At 74.8% G+C, this 21,183-nt stretch carries 11 protein-coding genes and 1 pseudogene; 7 read left to right on the top strand and 5 right to left on the bottom strand.

The window, feature by feature from the left end; genetic code table 11:
* Positions 1 to 48: 48 nt before the first annotated feature.
* The 3 genes and pseudogenes from prfB to ACWERV_RS29770 all read right to left on the bottom strand — a co-directional run bounded on the left by prfB (position 49) and on the right by ACWERV_RS29770 (position 4,543).
* On the bottom strand, positions 49 to 1,167 hold the full coding sequence (prfB, locus tag ACWERV_RS29780) for a peptide chain release factor 2 (protein ID WP_452938893.1): 1,119 nt from the start codon (positions 1,165 to 1,167) through the stop codon (positions 49 to 51).
* A 1,034-nt stretch (positions 1,168 to 2,201) separates the two neighbouring features.
* Positions 2,202 to 3,485 (bottom strand): annotated as a pseudogene (locus ACWERV_RS29775) (serine/threonine-protein kinase); the annotation flags it as partial.
* A gap of 167 nt (positions 3,486 to 3,652) precedes the next feature.
* On the bottom strand, positions 3,653 to 4,543 hold the full coding sequence (locus tag ACWERV_RS29770) for a LysR family transcriptional regulator (RefSeq protein WP_452938890.1): 891 nt from the start codon (positions 4,541 to 4,543) through the stop codon (positions 3,653 to 3,655).
* 104 nt (positions 4,544 to 4,647) lie between these two features.
* Here ACWERV_RS29770 and ACWERV_RS29765 point away from each other — a divergent pair, with 104 nt between their 5' ends.
* Positions 4,648 to 5,211, top strand: coding sequence for an NADPH-dependent FMN reductase (locus tag ACWERV_RS29765; RefSeq protein ID WP_452938887.1), 564 nt, complete (start codon positions 4,648 to 4,650; stop codon positions 5,209 to 5,211).
* On the opposite strand, the gene ACWERV_RS29760 is transcribed toward ACWERV_RS29765, so the two are convergent.
* Positions 5,198 to 7,036, bottom strand: coding sequence for a serine/threonine-protein kinase (locus ACWERV_RS29760; RefSeq protein WP_452938885.1), 1,839 nt, complete (start codon positions 7,034 to 7,036; stop codon positions 5,198 to 5,200). The genes ACWERV_RS29765 and ACWERV_RS29760 overlap by 14 nt on opposite strands.
* 1,120 nt (positions 7,037 to 8,156) lie before the next feature.
* Here ACWERV_RS29760 and ACWERV_RS29755 point away from each other — a divergent pair.
* The 6 genes from ACWERV_RS29755 (at position 8,157) to ACWERV_RS29730 (ending at position 18,597) form a co-directional block, all read left to right on the top strand.
* Entirely contained in the window at positions 8,157 to 11,165 is a 3,009-nt protein-coding gene (locus ACWERV_RS29755) for an FtsK/SpoIIIE domain-containing protein (protein WP_452938882.1), read from the top strand.
* A 295-nt stretch (positions 11,166 to 11,460) separates the two neighbouring features.
* Positions 11,461 to 12,873: an ABC transporter substrate-binding protein gene (locus ACWERV_RS29750; protein ID WP_398180983.1), complete on the top strand. Its 1,413-nt coding sequence runs from the start codon at positions 11,461 to 11,463 to the stop codon at positions 12,871 to 12,873.
* A gap of 107 nt (positions 12,874 to 12,980) precedes the next feature.
* Positions 12,981 to 14,261, top strand: coding sequence for a carbohydrate ABC transporter permease (locus ACWERV_RS29745; RefSeq protein ID WP_452938915.1), 1,281 nt, complete (start codon positions 12,981 to 12,983; stop codon positions 14,259 to 14,261).
* Positions 14,258 to 15,187, top strand: a complete 930-nt coding sequence (locus tag ACWERV_RS29740; protein ID WP_452938879.1) for a carbohydrate ABC transporter permease — start codon at positions 14,258 to 14,260, stop codon at positions 15,185 to 15,187. Before ACWERV_RS29745 ends, ACWERV_RS29740 begins: the two co-directional genes overlap by 4 nt.
* A 111-nt stretch (positions 15,188 to 15,298) precedes the next feature.
* Positions 15,299 to 16,249: a class I SAM-dependent methyltransferase gene (locus tag ACWERV_RS29735; RefSeq protein WP_452938876.1), complete on the top strand. Its 951-nt coding sequence runs from the start codon at positions 15,299 to 15,301 to the stop codon at positions 16,247 to 16,249.
* Between the two features lie 107 nt (positions 16,250 to 16,356).
* Positions 16,357 to 18,597, top strand: coding sequence for a bifunctional glycosyltransferase/CDP-glycerol:glycerophosphate glycerophosphotransferase (locus ACWERV_RS29730; RefSeq protein ID WP_452938873.1), 2,241 nt, complete (start codon positions 16,357 to 16,359; stop codon positions 18,595 to 18,597).
* A gap of 271 nt (positions 18,598 to 18,868) precedes the next feature.
* On the opposite strand, the gene ACWERV_RS29725 is transcribed toward ACWERV_RS29730, so the two are convergent.
* Positions 18,869 to 21,115, bottom strand: a complete 2,247-nt coding sequence (locus ACWERV_RS29725; RefSeq protein ID WP_452938871.1) for a bifunctional glycosyltransferase/CDP-glycerol:glycerophosphate glycerophosphotransferase — start codon at positions 21,113 to 21,115, stop codon at positions 18,869 to 18,871.
* Between the last annotated feature and the right edge of the window lie 68 nt (positions 21,116 to 21,183).

Raw genomic sequence — 21,183 nt, 5'->3', positions numbered from 1 at the left:
GCACGGCACTTCCGTACACGTCTGTGACATGGCGGGGCTGCCCGGGACTCAGGCGGCGGACTTCTCGCGGGACTTGCGCCAGCGGATGCCCGCCTCGATGAAGCCGTCGATGTCGCCGTCGAGGACGCCCTGGGGGTTGCCGACCTCGTGCTCGGTGCGCAGGTCCTTGACCATCTGGTAGGGGTGCAGGACGTACGAACGCATCTGGTTGCCCCAGGAGTTGCCGCCGTCGCTCTTGCCGAGGGAGTCCATCAGGGCCTGCTCCTCCTGGCGGCGGCGTTCGAGCAGCTTGGCCTGGAGGACGTTCATGGCGCTCGCCTTGTTCTGGATCTGGGAGCGCTCGTTCTGGCAGGAGACGACGATGCCGGTCGGCAGGTGGGTGATGCGGACGGCGGAGTCGGTGGTGTTGACGCCCTGGCCGCCGGGACCGGAGGCGCGGTAGACGTCCACGCGCAGCTCGGACTCGTCGATCTCGACGTGGTCGCTCTGCTCCACGACCGGCAGCACCTCGACGCCCGCGAAGGACGTCTGGCGGCGGCCCTGGTTGTCGAAGGGCGAGATGCGCACCATGCGGTGGGTGCCCTGCTCGACGGAGAGGGTGCCGTAGGCGTAGGGGGCCTTGACGACGAAGGTGGTCGACTTGATGCCGGCCTCCTCGGCGAAGGACGTCTCGTAGATCTCCGTCGGGTAGCCGTGGCGCTCGGCCCAGCGCAGGTACATGCGCTGGAGCTGCTCGGCGAAGTCGGCCGCGTCGACACCGCCGGCCTCGGCGCGGATGTTGACCAGGGCCTCGCGGGCGTCGTACTCGCCCGACAGCAGGGTCCTGACCTCCATCTCGTCCAGCGCCTTGCGGACGTCGCCCAGCTCGGCCTCGGCCTCGGCGCGCGTGTCGGCGTCGTCCTCGGCCTCGGCCAGCTCGAAGAGGACCCCGAGGTCGTCGATCCGGCCGCGCAGTGCCTCGACCTTGCGCAGCTCGGCCTGGAGGTGGGAGAGCCGGCTGGTGATCTTCTGGGCGTTGTCCAGGTCGTCCCAGAGGGTCGGCGCCGCCGCCTGCTCCTCAAGCGCGGCGATGTCGTCCCGCATCCGGTCGAGGTCGAGGACGGCCTCGATCGACCCCATGGTCGAGGACAGGGATTTCAGTTCTTCGGATACATCGACGATTGCCACGGGTCCAGCCTACCGGCTGGCCGAATCAAGCCGACGCCGTCCGCCCGCCGCCGCACCGCGGGGCCGGTGCCGCCCGCCGCGGCTCATACCGAGGCCGTCGCGCGGGTCAGGGTGCCGCCCGCGGTGCGGGTGAACAGCTCCAGGGTGTGCGGGGAGGCGGCGACCGTGCCGACCGCCCGGTCCGCGTCCGTGCCGGGCAGCGGGGCGGCGGACCAGTCCGTGTCGGGGGTGGCGGCGGCCTGGCTGCCCGCGGCGAAGGCGTAGAGGCGGCCGCCCGCGGCCACCGCGTCGGGCCGGGCGGTCGCGTCCAGGCCCTGGACGACGGCGGAGGGGCGCCACGCGCCGCCGGAGTAGGGGAGCTGGAGCACGGCCCCGTCGGCCTTGCGGACGACGAAGGCGTCCAGGGTGCCGCGGGCCCGCGAAACCAGCGCGGGGGCGGCGGTGACACGGCCTGCGGTGGGCACGACGGCCCAGGCGTTCCAGCGGTCGCCGACGAGCGAGGCGGTGACCAGGTCGCCGCCGACCCGGCCGACGAGGTCGACCCGGCCGGGTTCGGAGGACGCAGCGGCGGGGGCGGCGTCGAAGTGGGTGCGCTCGTCGACCTGCGACCAGGCGTTCCAGTCGCCGCCGGAGGTGGCGCCGGTCGCGCCGGTCATGGTGCGGCGGTAGAGCAGGCCGTCGGTGCCGAGCGCGAAGAGGTCGATCCGGCCGTCGCGGGCGGAGACCACGGCGGGGTCGTCGTCGACGTTTATGCCGGTGAGCTTGTGCCAGCGCCCGTAGCCGCCGTGGCTGTCGCGGACGACGTACCAGACGTTCTTGTCCTTGCCCCGCGCGAAGACGTACGTGGCGCCGTGCACGGCGAGCGCGCGCGGGCCGCCGGTCAGCGGGACCCCGGCGGCGGGGACACCCTGGAAGCCGGACCAGCGCGGCAGCGCGATGGGCTGCCCGGTGCGGCTCTGCGGGGCGTCGGCGGCGGCCGTGGGGGCGGCGGGGGTGGTCGCGTGCTTCGCTTGCGTCGCGGGCGGGTCGCTGGGCGGGGTGTCGCCGCGCGAGTCGCCGGAGCCGGACGAACCGGAGGACCCGGCCGCCGCGATGCCCCAGCCGCCGATCCCGGCGACGGCGAGCGCCGCGGCCGCCGCGGCGGCGAAGCGGATGCGGCGCTGCCGTATGGCGTCCGAGACGGAGCGGTGCCGCGGGCTCGCCGGGCGGCCGGGCGAGGACGCGCGCGCCTTGCCGCCCGCGCGGGAGGCGGCGCCGTAGCTCGCCAGCTCCTCGGGGGTGGGCAGCTTGATGCTGGTGTGGGTGTCCCGGCTGGAGTCCGGGGCCGAGCCGCGGACCAGCGGTACGGCGCCGCGCCGCCGGTCGCCGCCGTCGGCTCCGGCGGGGGGCGGGGGCGGCAGCGGGACGCCGGGCTCCGTGCCGTCCTCGGCGTCGTACCCGGCGTCGCCTCCCTCGCCCTGGTCGCCGGGCGCGGCGACGTCGAGGGCGGGCAGGCCGGCCAGCCGCGGCAGCAGGTCGCGCAGCTTCGCACCCAGCTCGGCGGCGGTCAGCCGGGAGGCGGGCGCCTTGGCCAGGCACGCGGTGAGGACGCGGTCGAGCTCGGGGGGCAGGCCGGGCAGCGGCTGGACGGCCTCGGTGACGTGCCGCCGCAGCACCGCGCCGGGGTGGCCGCCGCCGAACGGGGTGAAGCCGCCGAGCAGCTCGTACAGCACGGTGGCCAGCGCGTAGATGTCGACCGAGGCGCGCGGCGGCAGGCCCTCGATGATCTCCGGGGCGAGGTAGTCGGGCGTGCCGATGATGCGGGTCGCGCGGGTGCGGCGCGGGGTGTCGACGAGCCGGGCGATACCGAAGTCGGTGAGCAGCGCGGGCGGCGCGCCGCCGGGGCCGGTCGGGGCGGCGGAGTCCAGCAGTACGTTCTCGGGTTTGACGTCGCGGTGCACGACGCCCGCGGCGTGCGCGGCGGCGAGCCCGTCGGCGACATCGGCGGCGATGGCGACCGCCGCCTGCGGGGCGAGGCGCCGCTCGCGCTCCAGCCGGGAGCGCAGGTCGGTGCCGCGCACCAGGTCCATGACCAGGGCCAGGTCGCTGCCGTCGACGACGAGGTCGCGGATGCCGACGATGTGCGGGTGGTCGAGCGACAGCAGGGCGGTGCGCTCCTGCACGAAGCGTCCGACGAGGTCCTGGTCGGACGCGAGGTCCTCGCGCAGCAGCTTGATGGCGACCGGTCCCTCGGGGCCGTCACCGAGCCACACCGTGCCCGCGGATCCCCGCCCGAGCACCTGGTGGGCGGTGTAGCGGCTGCCGATCTTCCTGGCCAAGGCTTGCTCCGACTCCTCCGACGGTCCGTCGCGTTGGCGACAAAGCTACGCGGATGAGCGGCGGTTCGGGATACGGGAGGTCGGTGAGGACGCTTTCCGCACGAGAAATCACCCTCCAGAAGTCGACAAATCCCCTCACTGGCCTTCCGCACGGGCGCCGCGGGCCGTCACGAGGCCGCCGTGGCGTGGATGTGGTCGATGAGCCGGGAGACGGCCGGATCGCGGCTGACGGCCCGCCAGGCGAGGCGCAGTTCGCTCGGCGGGAGGCCGCCGACCGCGACGGTACGGACGGCGCGCGCGGCGAAGCGGCGGACGACGCTCACCGGCAGGAAGGTGACGCCGCGCCCGAGTTCGACCAGCCGCAGCGCCTCGGCGAGGTCGCGGGCGTCGGGCGCCGGGACCGTCCGCGGCGGTTCGTCGCCGACGAGGCCCTGGTAGAAGCGGTCCAGTGGGCGCGGCAGCCGGGGCCACCGGACGACCGGTTCGCCGTCCAGCTCCGCCCGCTCCAGCCGGTCGCGCCCGGCGAACCGGTGCGCGGCGGGCAGGACGGCCAGCCGGGGCTCGCTCAGGACGAGGTCGTGGTCCAGACCCGTCAGATCGACCGGGCCCGCGACCAGGCAGACGTCGGCGCGGCCGGTCCGCACCGCGGGGGCCAGCTCGGGGGTCTCGGCCAGGACCAGGTCGATCCGGTCGCCGAGCAGCGCCTCCAGGCCCGGCAGCGCGGTGGCCAGCAGCCCGGCGTCCCCGTCGGGCTTGACGGCGACGGTCAGCCGCCCGGGTCCGCGCGCGGCCCGGCGCGCCAGCGTCACGGCGGCCGCCAGCTGGTCCAGGGCCTGCCGGGCCTCGCGCAGCAGGACCGTACCGGCGTCGGTGAGGCTCAGCCGCCGGGTCGTCCTGACCACCAGCGGCACGCCGACGGCCGCCTCCAGCCGCGCCACCGCCCGCGACACCGACGGCTGCGTGATGCCCAGCTCCCGCGCGGCGGCGCTGAAACTGCCGCACGCGGCGACGGTGGTGAACACCCGCAGCTCGCGGACGTCCACGGCGTCGGTATTCATGCGCGCAGTGTATGAGTCCATGCGCAGGACCGGTCTTCTGCCGGGGTGCGGCCGTCCGCGACGGTGGTCACGACCCGCCCGCCGGACCCCTCCAGGAGCACCGCATGACCCTCACCCTCGGCTATCTCGTCGGCAGCCTCTCCCGGCACTCCGTGAACCGGCGCGTGGCCCGCGCGCTGACCCGGCTGGCACCCCCGGAGGTGACCATGAGCGAGATCCCGATCGCCGGAGTGCCGCTCTACAACCAGGACGACGACGCGGCCTTCCCCGAGGCGGCGCTCGCGCTGAAGAAGGCCGTCGAGACGGCGGACGGGGTGATCGTCGTCAGCCCCGAGCACAACCGGGGCGTCCCCGGGGTGCTGAAGAACGCCGTCGACTACGCCTCCCGCCCCTGGGGCGACAACTCCTGGACGGGCAAGCCGGTCGCGCTCGTGGGCGCGGGCCTCGGCTCCGCCGGTACGGCCGTCGCGCAGGCCCAACTGCGGGCCGTGCTCGGCTACTGCGGCACGGTGGTGCTCGGCGCCCCCGAGACGTGCCTGCGGTGGACGCCGGACCTGATCGCGGCGGACGGGAGCACCTCGCCGGAGACCGAGGAGGTGCTGCGCGCCTTCCTCACCGCGACCGTCGCCCATGTCGCCCGGCACACCCCGCCGGTCAGCCGCCGGTGAGCCCGTTGCCGAGGTCCTTCAGCCGGTCGCCGTCGATCCCGGGCGTGCCGTTGATGCCCGGCGTGGGTGTGCCCGTGCCGTTGCCGCCGCCGGAGTCGCCGGTGATGGACGAGATGGTGTGCCAGGCCGACTTGAGCCAGTCCGACGACGCGTCCCACAGGTTGCGCGTGGTGTTGAACCAGTCGGGCAGCGGCGTGGTGTACCAGACCAGCACGAACAGCGCGACGAGCACCAGGATCACCACGAGGCAGCCCTTCAGGCACCCCAGACCCGGGATCTTGACCGGATTGGCGCCGCGCCGCCGCGGCTCGCGCTCCGGCGCCTGCGGGCGCTGCTGCTGCGGCGGCTCGTACCGCTGCGGCTGCTGCTCGTAGCGCCGCTGGTCGTACGCCTGCTGCTGCGGGGGCTGCTGGTAGCGCGGCTGCTGTTGCTGGGGCTGGTGCTGCTGCGGGTAGCCGTAGCCCTGCCCCTGCCCGCCCTGCTGCTGCTGCTGCGGATAGCCGTACCCCTGGCCCTGGTTCTGGCCCCGTCCCTGGCCCTGACCCTGTGCGGGGCGGGCGGGCTGGCGGCGCGGGCGGCGGAAGAGCGGGTCCATCTCGGGCGGCAGGTAGTGCGCCTCGGTCTGGTCGTTGCGCTGCCGGGCCGCGTTGAGCTGCGACTCCCACGGATGCGGGCCCTGCGGCTGCGGCGGACCCGCGTCCGGGACGGGCGGCAGCACGCGGGTGCCGTCGCCGGTCGGCGGGAGCACGCTGGTGGCGGCCGACGGGTCGTACTGCTGCCCGCCGCCCGACCCCGACGGCAGCACCTGCGTCGGATCGGCGTCCGGACCGGCCGCCCCCGCCGCTGCCGCGAGGTTGGCGCCGCGCGGCAGCGTCGGCGCCTCGTCGGGCACGAGCATGGCCCCCACGCCCAGCGCGGCCTCCGCGGCGGCGGGCGTCGCATGCACACCCACACCCGCCGCGACGACCCGCAGCGCGCGGGCCAGCGTCTCCGCGCTCGGCCGCTGCGCGGGCTCCTTGCGCATGCAGCGCTCGATGACCGTCCACAGCGGCTCGGGAATGTTGCCGGGCCGCTGCGGCTGCTGCCGCAGATGCGCCTGCAGCACCTCGATCGCGCTCTCGCCCTGGAAGGGCGCCCGGCCCGTGACCAGCTCGTACAGCAGGATGCCCGCGCCGTAGACGTCCACCGCCGACGTCTGCGGACGGCCCTGCGCCGACTCGGGCGCCACATACGCGGGCGTGCCCACGAACTCGTGCGTCCGGGTCACCCCCGGGGAGTCGGCCAGCCGCGCGATGCCGAAGTCCGTCAGCATCGGGTGCATGCGCTCGTTGCCGTCCCTGTCGACGAGGGTGGCCAGCAGCACGTTCGCGGGCTTCAGATCGCGGTGGACGATGCCGTCCGCGTGGCTCGCGGCGAGCGCGTCCGCGACCGCCGCGGTGAGCAGTGAGGCCGCGACCGGCGTGAAAGGACCGTTCTCCCGCAGGTAGCGGTGCAGATCCGGGCCGTCCACGAGATCCATCACCAGTGCGAGCAGATCGCCCTCGACGACGAGATCACGGACCCGCACGATGTGCGGATGCCGCAGCCGCAGCAGGACGCTGCGCTCGCGCAGGAAACGCATCACCACGTCGGGATCGCCGGCCAGCTCCTCCTTGAGGACCTTCACCGCCACCGTCGCCCCGGGCGCGAGCCCCTCCGCCGCGGGCGGCGCGTCCGAGCCGTCCCCGCCCTCCGCGGCGCCGCGCACCCGGGCACGCCACACGGTGCCCGTGGCTCCGCGCCCGAGCGGCTCCTCCAGGAGGTATTTGCTGCCTACCGGCCGCACGTCATGCGCTCCCTGCTGCGTAGTGACCGGGCGCTTCCTCCCGGTGCCCGATGCCCGGTTCCGGCCAAGCGTAGTGCCGTGCGGCGCGGGGTGGGGCGGGCGGCAACGCCGAATCCCCGGGTAGGACGCCCCCAACCCCCCACCGGTTGCGCCCCTCCCCCTCGGGGCGCCCCGCGCCCCTTTGCGCCCCGGGGGTGCTTGTTGCGGCGGACGTCGCGACCTCCCCGTCGGTGGGGGCTTGTCGCGCAGTTCCCCGCGCCCCTAAAAACGAGTGCCCACCTACGCACCCGTACCCCCGCGCCCCTTTGCGCCCCGGGCTGCCTGCTGCGGCGGGCGCCGCGACCTCCCCGCCGTCGTGGCTGGTCGCTCGGTTCTCCCCCAGAGCTTCGCCTGGGAGGTGCCCCCACGCGCCCCTAAAAAACGCGTGCCCACCCACGCACCCGTACCCCGCGCCCCTCAAAAACGGGTGCCCACCCACGCGCCCGTGCCCGGCGCCTCCGCGCCCTTGAAAAACGAGTGCCGTCACCCCGCGCGCATCACCCCCACCGGCAGGTGGCCGCCAGACCGGCCTGGAGGGGGACGGTGCGGGGTGCCCCCGCAGGAATGCGCTGGGAGGGGCTCAGCGGCTACGGGGGAGGGTGAAGGCGCATTCCGAGGAGGTGCCCCGTGGCGGCACCCGACCCAGCCACCGGACAAGACGCGCGATGCCCCGCCGGGCAACAACCAGGGGCGCGAGGAACGGCGCGAGCAACCACCCACGGCGAGACGATCGCGCAAAGCAGCCCCGGGGGCACCCCGAAGCGCACAGGCCGCCCAGGGCACCGCCGGCCCACACGTATAGCCCAGCGCAGCCACGGGCAAGATCGCGAGTGCCGGTACCGGCGGCGCGATGTCCGCGGCGGGTGGGAGGATGCACCCGTACGGCCCGGCGGGGCAGGCGGGTCACGGCGCCCCGCCGTGCATGTGCCCGCGTTCCGCCGGGAGCCGCCCGTTCCGGTACGCGGTCGGTGCGGCTACGTACCAGTGCAGTGCCAGTGCAACGCCAACGCGCCCGTGCGCGCGGCCGGGGGAGGGACGTCCGCCCCGCCGCACGCCCCGGGCAGAAGGGACCGCGGACGAGATGCAGATCCGGCTGACCGTCCTCGGGCCGCGCAGCGGCCGGGCAGCCCGCGGCAGCGACGTGCTCGTGACGGCGCCCGCGGGCACCGTGCTGGGCTCGGTCGCGGGCGCGCTCGCGTCCGCGGCGGGGTCCGGGCAGCCGGGCCGCTCCGCCGGGTCCTCGGTGGCCCTCTTCGCGGGGCAGGAGCGCGTACCGCCGACCGCGGTGCTGGGTGTGCCGCCCCTCGTGGACGGCGCGGTGCTGGCCCTGCACGCGCCCGCGGGCCCGCACGACCCGGGGCCGTACGGCAGCTTCGGGGAGTACGGGAGCCCCGCGGCCGGTGCGGCGCGGCTGCTGGTGGTCGGCGGCCCGGACGCGGGCGGTGTGCATCTGCTGCCGGGCGGGCGGGTGACGATCGGCCGGTCCGCGGAGGCGGACGTCCCGCTGGACGACCCGGACGTCTCGCGGCTGCACTGCGAGGTGGCTTTCGGCCCGGACGGCACGCCGGTCGTCGCTGATCTGGGCTCCACGAACGGCACGACGCTGGACGGGCGGCCCGTCGGCCCGCAGCCGGTGCCGCTGCCGCCGGGCGCGCTATTGCAGCTCGGCGAGTCCACGCTGCGCCTCGACCCGCCGGGTGCCCCGGCCCCGCACCCGCTGCCGGCCGTCCCGGACGGCGAGGGCCACCTGCGGGTGAGCCTGCGGGACGCGGGGCCTGAGCCGAAGCCGGAGGCGGAGCCCGCGGCGTACGCCCCTGGGCCGACCGCGTACGGCCACGGCACGCTCCAGCCGGCCGCCGCGCCCCCGCCGCCCGCCGACCCCCCGGCGTACGGGAACGCGCCGGGCGCTCCCCCGCGCGCCCGGCCCGCAGGCGCGGAAGAGGCGGAAGAAACCGCGGGGTACGGGCGCCGGGACACCGGCCAGGCCCGGCGGCCCGGGGTGGGCGCCGGGCGCGGCGGGGTCGTCGGCTCGATAGGCGCGTGGGCCCGGCGCAGGCTCCAGGGCGCGGGGCGCGCGGAGGGCGCCGAGGCGTACGCCGGGGCGGAGGCCGCGGCGCTGCGCGAGCGGTGGCCGGATCCGGCGGCGGTGCTGCTGACGGCCCTCGGGCCGGGCCGCCGCCTGTGGGAGCGCGGCCCCGGCCACCGGGACGCGCTGGCCGTACGGCTCGGCACGACCGGTTACGGCCCGCGGCAGCCCGCGGGCGTCCCCTTCGCCGTGAGCTTGCGCGAACCGCGGTCCGCCGCGCTGACCCTCGCCGGTCCGCGCCCGCGGCTGTCCGGGCTGGCCCGCGCGGTGCTCGCCCAGCTGTGCGCCCTGCACGCCCCCGGCACGCTGGAGATCGTGCTGCTCAGCGCCGACCGCGCCCGCCCCGCCGACCAGCGGGCGGAGGAGTGGGCGTGGCTGAACTGGCTCCCCCATGTGCGTCCGGCCCGCGGCCAGGACTGCCGGCTGCTGCTCGCCTTCGACCGCGAGCAGGCCCAGGCACGGACGGCGGAATTGGTCCGCAGGCTCGAAGCGGGCGCTGCGGGCGCCGCGGACCCGGCGGACGCGACAGACGCCCCCGGCGGTACGGGCAGCGGCGCCGGGACGTACACGCTGCTGGTCGTCGACGGCGACCCCGGCTCGGCCGCGCTGCGCGAGACGGTCGCCCGTATCGCGGCCGCCGGGCCCGCGGCCGGGGTGCACGTGCTGTGCCTGGCCGAGCCGGGCGAGCGGCCCGCGGTGGACACCGGCGTGGTCGCCCGGCTGTCCGGGGACGTCGCGACGACGCTGCGGGTCGAGCCCGCGGGCGGCGGCGGCCCGGCGGACGCCGACGGCACGGACGAGGCCGACGAGATCGTGCTGGACGCGGTGTCCGCGGCCTGGGCCGAGCACTTCGCCCGCGCGCTGGCCCCGCTGCGGGAGGCCGACGCGGAGTCGTACGGCGCCGGGTCGCGGCACGCGCTGCCCGCGGCCGTACGGCTGCTCGACGAGCTGGATCTCGCGCTCGCCACCCCCGCGAAGATCGCCGCGCGCTGGGCGGCCGCGCACCCCGCGGTGCCGGCCGCGAGCGCGGTCCTCGGCGCGGGCGGCGGGGCCGGGGCGGGCGGCGGGCGGGTCGCCGTCGACCTCGTGGCCGAGGGGCCGCACCTGCTCGTCGGGGGCGCGCCCGGCGCGGGCAAGACGGAGCTGCTGCGGTCGGTCGCGGCCGCGCTCGCCGCGGGCGAGCGGCCCGAACGGCTGGCGCTCGTCCTGCTGGACGGCGGCGGCCAGGAACGCGGCGAGGGCCTCGCCGCGTGCGCGGACCTGCCGCACGTCACCGAGCACCTGGTGGCGACCGACCCGGTGCGGATGCGGGAGTTCGCGCAGGCGCTGGGCGCGGAGCTGAAGCGGCGGGCCGCGGTGCTCGGGGAGCAGACGTTCGCGGCGTGGCACGCCGAGCAGGTCGTCACCGCGAGCGTCCCGCACCAGGGCGGGCGGCCCGCGGACGCGGAGCAGCCGCCCGATGCGCCGTCGATGCCGCGGATCGTGCTGCTCGTCGACGACCTGGACGCGCTGGTCGCGCCCGCGCTCGGCAGCCCCGGGCGGCCCGCGGCGGGCAGCGTCGTCCGCGCGGTCGAGGCGGTGGCCCGGGAGGGCGAACGGCTCGGCGTCCACCTCGTCGCCGCGACCGGGCGGCCCGAGCGGACCGCGGGCACGGACGCGGACGAGCGGGCGCCGCTGCGGATCGCGCTGCGGAGCGCGGATCCGGAGTCCGCGGCGCTCCTGGTGGGCGTCGAGGACGCGGCGGGGCTCGACGAGGCGGTGCCCGGACGCGGCTATCTCCGCCGTCCGGGCGGGGCGGTGACGGCCTTCCAGGCCGGGCGGGTCAGCGGGCGCATTCCCCGGACGGCGACGCTGCGGCCCACGGTGGTGGCGGTCGAGTGGGAGCGGATGGGGGATCCGCCGGCGCGGCGGCAGGTCCGTGAGCTGGGGAACGGGCCCACCGACCTCGCGCTTCTCGCCAGCGCGTTGCAGCGCGCCTCGGAGGCCGCCCCGCTCTCCTCCTGACCTCCACGCGGTCTTTCGCGCCCCCGTGCGCTCCGGGCTGCCTCCTGCGGCAGGCGTCGCGCAGGCCGGCCCGTGGCGAAGGGAGCGCGGGGAACTGCGCGACCGGCCACCCACCGGCGGAAGATCGCGCGACGCACCGCGCGGGGCGGACGGGAGCGTCAACCCCCGTACCCCCCAACGTGTTTGCGCCAAGATCACGGAGTGGTCACAGCACCGCGGGCGCGGCGTTCGCGGCCTTGCCGGGGGAAGTTCACCGGGCGTAGGACAGGACGCCACGGGACTGAGGGGATGCGAGATGCACACGTTAAAGGGCAAGCCGCAGAGAACCGCTTTCCGGCGCGCTACGCGCATAGCGGTGGCGACCGCGGTGGCGTCCGCCCTCGCGCTGACGGCCGCGGCGTGCGGCGGCAGCAAGAAGGACGACGGGGACAAGAAGAACGCGCCCAGCTCCGGCGCGAGTTCGAGCAGCGCCGCGGGCGACGCGCTGCAACTGCCGGATCTGCACGGCCAGAAGCTGGAGGTGGCCGCGGTCTGGACGGGTCCGGAGCAGAAGAACTTCCAGAAGGTGCTGGACGAGTTCGACAAGCGCACCGGTGCGAAGAGCACGTTCGTGCCGACGGGTGACAGCCAGTCGACCTTCCTGGGCGCGAAGATCCAGGGCGGCGCCCCGCCGGACGTCGCGTTCCTCGCGCAGAACGGCGTGCTGCACCAGTTCGCCGACAAGGGCTGGCTCAAGCCGCTGGGCGCGCAGGCCAAGGCCGAGCTGCAGAAGAACTTCTCCCAGGGCTGGCAGGATCTCGGCGCCTGGAAGGGCACCCAGTACGGCATTTACGCCAAGGTGTCCAACAAGTCGATGATCTGGTACAACACCTCCGCCTTCAGCAACGCGGGTGCGACGGAGCCGAAGACCTGGGCCGACTTCCTGAAGACGGCGGAGACGGTCTTCGACTCGGGCACCGCGCCGGTGTCGATCGGCGGCGCGGACGGCTGGACGCTCACCGACTGGTTCGAGAACGTCTATCTGTCGCAGGCCGGTCCGGACAAGTACGACCAGCTGGCCGCGCACAAGATCAAGTGGACGGACCCGTCCGTCAAGGACGCGCTGACCACGCTGGCGCAGCTGTTCGGCAAGAAGGACCTGATCGCGGGCGGCACGAAGGGCGCGCTGGCGACGGACTTCCCGAAGTCGGTGACGCAGACCTTCACCGGCAACCCGCCGGCCGCCGCGATGGTCTACGAGGCGGACTTCGTCTCGGCGTTCATCTCGGGCAACACCAAGGCGAAGGTCGGCACGGACGCCAAGGAGTTCGCCTTCCCGGCGGTCGGCAGCGGCAAGGCGCCGGTCGTCAGCGGCGGTGACGTGGCGGTCGCGCTGAAGGACACCCCGGCGGCGCAGGCGCTGCTGACCTTCATCGCCTCGCCGGACGCGGCCAAGATCTGGGCGCAGGGCGGCGGTTACCTGTCGCCGAACAAGAACCTGGACATGGCGGCGTACCCGGACGACGTGCAGCGCAACATCGCCACCTCGCTGATCGGCGCGGGCGACGACTTCCGCTTCGACATGTCGGACCAGGCGCCGGCGGCCTTCGGCGGCACGAAGGGCCAGGGCGAGTGGAAGGACCTCCAGGACTTCCTCGCCAACCCGTCGGACATCGCGGGCGCGCAGGCCAAGCTGGAGGCGGACGCCGCCAAGGCCTACGGGGGCTGAGGGTGGCCCCGGCATCGGTGGCGGACGCCACCGCGGGGGCGGGCGGCGGCGGTGCCGCCGCCGTCCCGCCCCCGCCGGGGCCCGCCAAGGGGCCCCGGCGCAGTGTGATGACGACCCGGCCGTGGGTGGCGGCGCTCTTCCTGCTGCCCGCGCTGGTGCTGCTGGGTGCGCTGGTGGCGTACCCGATCGTCTACACGGTCAAGCGCAGCCTGTACGACGCGGACGACAGCGCCTTCGTGGGGCTGAAGAACTTCGGCACGGTCTTCAGCGACCACGGCATCCTCACGGCGGTGCGCAACAACGTCGTGTGGGTGCTGGTCGCGCCGACCGTGGCGACCGCGCTCGGGCTGGTCTTCGCGGTGCTGACGGAGAAGGTGAGCTGGGGCACGGCGTTCAAGCTCGTCGTCTTCATGCCGATGGCGATCTCGATGCTGGCCGCGGGGATCATCTTCCGGCTGGTCTACGAGCAGGACCCGCACCAGGGTGTGGCCAACGCGGTGGTGGTGGCGGTCCACGACACCTTCAGCGACTCGGCGGCCTACCCGGGCGCGAGACCGCGGCCGAACAGCGACCTGAAGCCGTCCGCGGGCGGCTCGTTCACGTCGCAGGCGAAGGCGGCCGCGGACACCCCGGCGGATCTGCCGCTCGTCGGCATCCCGCAGAACAAGGTGCCCTCGGGCGCGCGGGACGCCAGGCCCGCGGCGCCGAAGCAGGGCGCGGTCACCGGCACGGTGTGGCTGGACTTCCGGCCCGGCGGCACGGGCACCCCGGGGAAGATCGACCCGGGTGAGAAGGCGCTGTCGGGCGTGAAGGTGCAGGCGGTCAAGGACGGCAAGGTCGTCGCGTCGGCGAAGACCGGCAAGGACGGGACGTACGAGCTGCCCGCGGACGCGGTCGGCGCGCAGTTGCGGCTGCCCGGGTCGAACTTCTCCGGCAAGTACGAGGGCATCAACTGGCTCGGCCCGAGCCTGGTGACGCCGTCGATCATCGCGTCGTACATCTGGATGTGGGCCGGTTTCGCGATGGTGCTCATCGCGGCGGGTCTGGCCGGGATGCCGCGCGAGCTGCTGGAGCAGGCCCGGGTGGACGGCGCCAACGAGTGGCAGGTCTTCCGCCGGATCACGGTGCCGCTGCTGGCGCCGGTGCTGGTGGTCGTCACCGTGACGCTGATGATCAACGTCCTGAAGATCTTCGACCTCGTCTACATCATCGCGCCGGGCGACAGCCAGCAGGACGCCAACGTGCTCGCGCTCCAGCTGTACCTGTCGTCCTTCGGCGGCGGCAACAACCAGGGCGTGGGCAGCGCGATCGGCGTGATCCTGCTGCTGCTGGTGCTGCCGGTGATGATCTTCAACATCCGGCGGCTGCGGAAGGAGGGGCGCCGATGAGCGCGGACCAGGCCGCGGGATCCGCGGGACCCGCGGTGGAGCCGGCCCGCGCGGCGCGGCCCGCCGAGAAGCCGGGCCGACGGCTCGGGGCGCGGCTGGCGGAGCTGGCGAGCGGCGGGCTGACGCGGATCGTGCTGCTGGTGGTGGGCCTGTTCTGGCTGCTGCCGACGGTGGGCCTGCTGCTGTCCAGCCTGCGCACCCCGACCGACATCGCGGCGAGCGGCTGGTGGAAGGTCTTCACCTCCCCCTCGCAGCTGACGGTGACCAACTACCGCACACTGCTGGACAACCACGCCGTCACCGACTCGCTGGTGAACACCGCGCTGATCACCGTCCCGGCCACGCTGCTGGTCGTGGTGATCGGCGCGCTGGCCGGCTACGCCTTCGCCTGGATGGACTTCCCCGGCCGCGACTGGTGGTTCATCGCGGTGGTGGCGATGCTCGTGGTGCCGGTGCAGGTGGCGCTCATCCCGGTGGCGAAGCTGTTCGGCGACATCGGGATCTTCGGCGACATCTCCGGGGTGGTGCTCTTCCACACCGCCTTCGGGCTGCCGTTCGCGATCTTCCTGCTGCGGAACTTCTTCGCGGAGATCCCGCGCGAGCTGCTGGAGGCCGCGCGGCTGGACGGCGCGGGCGAACTGCGGCTCTTCCTGCGGGTGGTGCTGCCGCTGGGCGGCCCGGCCATCGCGTCGCTGGGCATCTTCCAGTTCCTGTGGGTGTGGAACGACATGCTGGTCGCGCTGATCTTCGCGGACAGCGACTCGCAGCCCATCACGGTGGCGCTGCAGCAGCAGGTGCGGCAGTTCGGCAACAACATCGACATCCTGGCGCCCGGCGCCTTCGTGTCGATGGTCATCCCGCTGGCGGTCTTCTTCGCCTTCCAGCGGCAGTTCGTCAACGGGGTCATGGCCGGCGCCGTGAAGTGAGCCGGCCGGGTACGACCGGGCATTCCGGGCAGCGGGGGACGTCTACACTGACGCCCCCCGCAGCCCGGAGCGGCCCCCGCCGGGGGCCGCCACCCGTTCGAACGGATCGTCATGACGCTCTCCCCCGCCGCCGCCGGACCGGCCGGCGAGCAGCTGCCCGCGCCCACCTCGCTGGACGAGGTCAAGGGCTGGTTCTTCCCCGCCGACCAGGTGCTCTTCGACTGGTTCCTGACCCGGCAGCAGGAGCTGACCGAACCCGGCGACCTGCTGGAGATCGGCGCCTACATGGGCAAGAGCGCGATCTTCCTCGGCGGTTACCTGCGCGACGGCGAGACCTTCACCGTCTGCGACCTGTTCGATTCCCCGGCGCAGGACGACGCCAACTCCGCGGAGATGCGGTACTCCTACGCGACGCTCACCCGTCGCTCGTTCGAGGCAAATTACCTGTCCTTCCACGACGCCCTGCCGACCGTCGTCCAGGGCCTGTCCTCGCTCGTGCCCGACCGGGTGGCCGCGGCCAGCTGCCGCTTCGCGCACATCGACGGCTCGCACCTGTACGAGCACGTGCGCGGCGACATCGACAGCGCCCGCGCCCTGCTGCACCCGCACGGCGTCGTGGCCCTCGACGACTACCGCTCCGAGCACTGCCCGGGGGTGGCCGCCGCGGTCTGGGAGGCGGTCGCCACCGGCGGCCTCAACCCGGTGTGCGTGACCGGCACCAAGCTCTACGGCACCTGGGGCGACCCGGCGCCGGTGCGCGAGGCACTGCTGGCCTTCCTGGCCGGCCGTGACGACCTGTGGCACGGCAGCGAGACGGTGGGCGGCGGGACGCTGGTGCGGGTCAAGGGCGGCAAGGCCGTCGTACCGCCCGCGCACCCGGTCTCCCGGCACCGGCCGCCCGAGCCGCCCGCCGAGCCGGCCGTGGAGGTGCCGCAGCCGCCGGACGCGCAGGTGGCGGTACGGCGGCGGTCGCCGCTGCGGCGGTTCGCGCTCGCCGTGCTGCCGCCGTTCGTGTCCCAAGGCTTCGTAAGGCTTAGGGCGGCGCTGCGCCACCAGGCGTAACCACCGGGGCGGCCGCGCGTTCGCAGGATATATAGCGTCACACGCCGCATTCCTCGCGTATGCGGCGTAAGCGTCCCTGCCCCCGTGCCGAACCTGGATGTGCTGCTGTGCCCCGCTTCAGCGTCATCGTGCCCGTCTACCACGTGCAGGCCTATCTGCACGCCTGCCTGGACTCCGTGCTCGGCCAGTCCTACGGCGACATCGAGGTCATCGTGGTGGACGACTGCTCGCCGGACGGCAGCGGAGAGATCGCCGACACCTACGCCGCGCGCGACCCCCGCGTCACCGTGCTGCACCTGCCGGAGAACGTCGGCCTCGGCCCCGCCCGCAACGCCGGTCTCGCCCGCGCCACCGGGGAGTACGTCCTCTTCCTCGACAGCGACGACACCTACGCGCCCGGCGCGCTCGCCGCCGTCGCCGCCCGTATCGACGCCACCGGCCACCCCGACCTGCTGGTCTTCGACTACGTGCGCACGTACTGGGACGGCCGGGCCGAGCGCAACCAGTTCGCGGCGCTGCTCGCACAGACCGGCCCGCAGGTCTTCACCCTCGCCGAGCGCCCCGAACTGCTGCGGCTCATCATGGTCGCCTGGAACAAGGCCTACCGCCGCGACTTCCTCACCCGCACCGGCCTGCTCTTCCCCACCGGCTACTACGAGGACACCCCCTGGACGTACCCGGCGCTGATGACCGCGCGCAGCATCGCCCTGCTCGACCAGGTGTGCGTCCACTACCGGCAGCGCCGCCGCCGCGGCATCCTGCGCACCACCAGCCGCCGGCACTTCGAGATCTTCAGGCAGTACGACCTGCTCTTCGCCCTGATCGACGCCGACCCCGCGCTGGAGCAGTGGCGCGGGGTGCTCTTCCGCCGGATGCTCGACCACCTCTCGACCGTCTTCACCCTGCCCGACCGGCTGCCCCCCTCCTCCCGCCCGGAGTTCTTCCGCCGCTGCCGCGCCCAGTACCGCAAGCTGCGCCCGGAGGGCTTCCGCATCGCCCCCGGCCGCCGCAGCGGGGTGCGCTACCTGCTCATCGCACTCGGCGCCCGCCGCACCTTCACCGCCCTCGGCGGGCTGCACCGGCTGCGGCTGCGCACCGCCCGGCAGGCCGGTGTGCTGCGGCGGCGGGCCCGCGAGGCCGCCCTGCACGCGTACTACCGCTTCCAGCGGCGCCGCCCGCTCGACCCCGGCCTCGCCGTCTTCTCCGCCTACTGGGACCGCGGTTACGCCTGCAACCCCGCCGCGATCGAGGCCGCCGTACGCGAACTGGCCCCGCACATGCGGACGGCCTGGATCACCACCGAGGCCCACGCGCACACCCTCCCCCACGGTGTCCAGCGCCTCGAACCCGGCTCGGCCGCCTGCTGGAAGGCCCTGGCCCGCGCGTCCTACCTGGTCAGCAACGTCAACCTGCACCGCCGCTACGCCAAACGCCCCGGCCAGGTCAACGTCCAGACCCACCACGGCACCCCGCTCAAGCACATGGGCATCGACCTGATGGCGCACCCGGCCGCCGCCCGCGGCACGGACTTCGAACGCATGCTGCGGCACGTCGACCGCTGGGACTACAGCGTCTCCGCGAGCCGCCACTCCAGCCTGGTGTGGGAGCGCGCCTACCCCGCGGCGTTCACCTGTCTGGAGTACGGGCAGCCGCGCACCGACGTCTTCCACCGGGCCACCCCCGAGGACGTCCTCGCGCTGCGCGACCGCTTCGGCATCCCACGCACCGCGACCGCCCTCCTCTACGCCCCCACCCACCGCGACTACGAACGCGGCTTCCGGCCCCTGCTCGACCTGCCCCGGCTCGCCGAGGAACTCGGCCCCTCCGTCGTCCTGCTGATGCGCGCGCACTACTTCCACACGCCGGACACCGCCCCGCCCGCGGCCCACCCCCGCGTCATCGACGTCAGCGCGCACCCTTGCGCGGAGGAGGTGTGCCTCGCCTCCGACGGGCTCATCACCGACTACTCGTCCCTGATGTTCGACTACGCCGGGCTGGACCGGCCGATCGTCCTGCACGTCCCCGACTGGGAGACCTACCGGGCCACCCGGGGGGTGTACTTCGACGTCACCGCCACGCCGCCCGGCCCCGTCGCCCGCACCCAGGACGAGCTGACCGACATCCTCGCGACCGGCTCCTGGTCCGGCACCCGCGCGGCCGCCCTGCGGGCGGCCTTCCGGGCACGCTTCTGCCCCTACGACGACGGGCACGCGGCCGAGCGGGTCGTCCGCCGCGTGTTCCTCTCCGAGGAGGGCGGCCTCCCCGCGGTCGTCCCCCTCCCCGACCGCACCCCGGTCCCGGGCCTGCCCCCGGCCCCGACCCGCGGGGCCGTTCGCCCAGCCCCCTGAGCTCCGCTCCGGACCTTGCGGTCAGGCTTCGCCCGGGGGGTGCCCCCACGCGCCCCCGGTGGGTGCCCTCCCCCGCAGGGTGAGCGTTTTTCAGGGGCGCGTGGGGGCACCTCCCGGGCGAAGCCTGGGGGAGAACTGCGCGCTCAGCCCCCACCGGGGGAAGGCGACATGCCACGCCAAGTGGCAATCACCCAGGGGCGCGGGGAACTGCGCGCTCAGCCCCCACGCACCGGCAGATCGCGACGTCTACGGCAAGAGGCAGCCCCCGGCGTCAGGGCGCCGGCACCGCAGGGGCCGAGGTCTCCGCGGGAGCGGGCGCGAGCACGGGCGCCGGCGCCGGACGCCGTTCCTCCAGCGGCCGGTAAGGAAGCAGCCCCTCCTCGGAGAGGAACACGCGGCGGACGACGCGCTCCGCCGCGAGCCCGTCGTCGTACGCGCAGAAGCGCGTCCGGAAAGCCGCCCGCAGAGCAGCCGCGGCCTCCCCGCGGTACGCCCCGGAGCGGAAAGCTTCCGCGAGCGATGCCTCGTCCCGCGCGACAGCGCCCGGCGTCTCGCCGGGCCTGCCGGACAGCAGGTCGAAGTAGACGCCCCGCGCGGCCCGGTACGCCTCCCAGTCGGCCGCGTGGACGACGATCGGCCGGTCCAGGTTCGCGTAGTCGAACATCAGCGAGGAGAAGTCGGTGACGAGCGCGTCGGAGGCGAGGCACAGCTCCTCCACGCTGGGGTGGGCGGAGACGTCCACGATCGCCCCGGCCGCGTGCAGCGCCTCCAGTTCGGGGCTCTCGCCGTAGAAGTAGTGGGCGCGCACCAGCAGCGTGTGGCCGGGTCCGAGTTCGCGGGCGAGCCGTCCGAGGTCGAGCGGCAGCACGAAGTCGCGCTGGTAGTCGCGGTGGGTGGGCGCGTAGAGGATCGCGACCGTGCCGTCGGCGATGCCGAGGGCCTGCCGCGCGGCCCGTACCTGCTCGGCGCCCGCCGCGTAGAAGACGTCGTTGCGCGGGTATCCGCTGGGCAGCGTGGTGTAGCCGCTGGGGTAGACGCGGTCGAAGACCTCCGCGGAGTGCTGGTTGGCGACGAGCGAGTAGTCCCACTGGTCGGCGTGGTCGAGCAGCCGCCCAAAGCTCATGCCCTTGCCGACGGCGGGCCGGGCCCGCAGGTCCATGCCCATGTGCTTGAGCGGTGTGCCGTGGTGGGTCTGGACGTACGTCTGCCCGGGGCGTTTGACGACGGTCCCGGTGAAGTTCGCGTTGTTGACGAGGTAGCGGGCGCGCGCGAGGACGTCCCAGTAGCGGCGGGTGTTGACGACGACGTGGTCGGTGCCGGGCGGCAGCGCGTCCCGGTCGCGCTTGGTGACGACCCACACGGCGCGCAGGTGCGGGGCGATCTCCGCGGCCTTGCGGGCGATGGCGGCGGGGTTGCAGGCGACACCGCGGTTCCAGTAGGCGGCGTAGACGACCAGGTTCGGGTCGATCGGGCGGCGCAGCCGCATCCGGTAGTAGCGCTGGTAGGCCGCGCGGGCCAGGCCGTGCCGCTGGGCGCGCAGCCGCCGGAGGGCGCCCGCGGCGAGGGTGCGCAGGGCCATGGCGGCGCGGTAGCGGGGGTAGGAGCCGCTGCCGGCGGCCCGTACCCAGCGGGCCTCGGCGGGTTCGGGCGCGGTCCATCCGGCGGGGCGGTGCGCGGTGAGCAGCCGCCCGGCGCGGCGGACGAAGTCGGGGGTGGCGTCGGGGGTGAGCCGGTCCTCGCCGACGGCCATGAGCTGCGCGGCCATCTGCCCGTAGAGCGCGGCGCGCTGCGGCCCGTCGGTGATCTCGGCGAACAGCTCGTCGTAGCGGTCGAGTACGGCCAGGTGGTGGGGGCCGCGGGTGGTGGTGAGGCTGCCGGAGCGGCGCTTGCGCCACCGGACGCACACCCGGTCCAGGCACGCGATCCGTTCGGCGGCGGTCAGCACGCGGGCGGCGACGGCGATGTCGGCGTAGGGAGCGTCGCCGAACGCGAAGCCGTGCGCCGTCCAGTGGTCGCGGCGCACCGCGCGGTTCCAGGCGGCGGGGTAGCAGCCGAGGCAGCCGGGGCGTTCGGCGGCGGTGAAGACGCGCTCCCCGGCGGCGGCCAGGAAGTCGCCGTCGCCGCTCTCCTGGACGTTCTCCCACACGGTGAAGCGCTCGTGGTCGAAGAGCAGCACGTCGGGGTTGCCGGTGCGGGTCAGGCGGGCGTCGAGGGCGGCGAGGGTGCCGGGGGTCATGACGTCGTCGGCGTCGAGGAAGAGCAGGTAGTCGCCGGTGGCGTGGGCGGCTCCGGCGTCCCGGGCGAGCCCCGTGCCGCGGTGGACGTCGAGCCGGACCGGGCGGACCCGCGGGTCGGCGGCCGCGAGGTCGGCGGCGACCGCGCCGGACGCGTCGGGCGAGGCGTCGTCGACGGCGACCAGTTCGAGGTCGCCGTAGGACTGGCCGAGCACGGACTCGGCGCAGACGCGCAGGAAGCCCTGCGCTCGGTGGGCGGGGACGACGACGCTGAAGCGTGGCATGACCATCCTGGACAGATCGGCGGTTTCCGGCACGGGGTAGCTTCCGAGGGTAATCACACGGACACCGT

This window comes from Streptomyces sp. NPDC004031 (assembly GCF_053604375.1).
Note: the sequence above shows the minus strand (reverse complement) of the source record. Positions and strands in the feature narration are given on the sequence as shown.

Coding starts and splice junctions, on each gene's coding strand:
- ACWERV_RS29770 (WP_452938890.1), bottom strand. CDS start 4,543: ATGAATACCGACGCCGTGGACGTCCGCGAGCTGCGGGTGTTCACCACC.
- ACWERV_RS29765 (WP_452938887.1), top strand. CDS start 4,648: ATGACCCTCACCCTCGGCTATCTCGTCGGCAGCCTCTCCCGGCACTCC.
- ACWERV_RS29755 (WP_452938882.1), top strand. CDS start 8,157: ATGCAGATCCGGCTGACCGTCCTCGGGCCGCGCAGCGGCCGGGCAGCC.
- ACWERV_RS29750 (WP_398180983.1), top strand. CDS start 11,461: ATGCACACGTTAAAGGGCAAGCCGCAGAGAACCGCTTTCCGGCGCGCT.
- ACWERV_RS29745 (WP_452938915.1), top strand. CDS start 12,981: ATGACGACCCGGCCGTGGGTGGCGGCGCTCTTCCTGCTGCCCGCGCTG.
- ACWERV_RS29740 (WP_452938879.1), top strand. CDS start 14,258: ATGAGCGCGGACCAGGCCGCGGGATCCGCGGGACCCGCGGTGGAGCCG.
- ACWERV_RS29735 (WP_452938876.1), top strand. CDS start 15,299: ATGACGCTCTCCCCCGCCGCCGCCGGACCGGCCGGCGAGCAGCTGCCC.
- ACWERV_RS29725 (WP_452938871.1), bottom strand. CDS start 21,115: ATGCCACGCTTCAGCGTCGTCGTCCCCGCCCACCGAGCGCAGGGCTTC.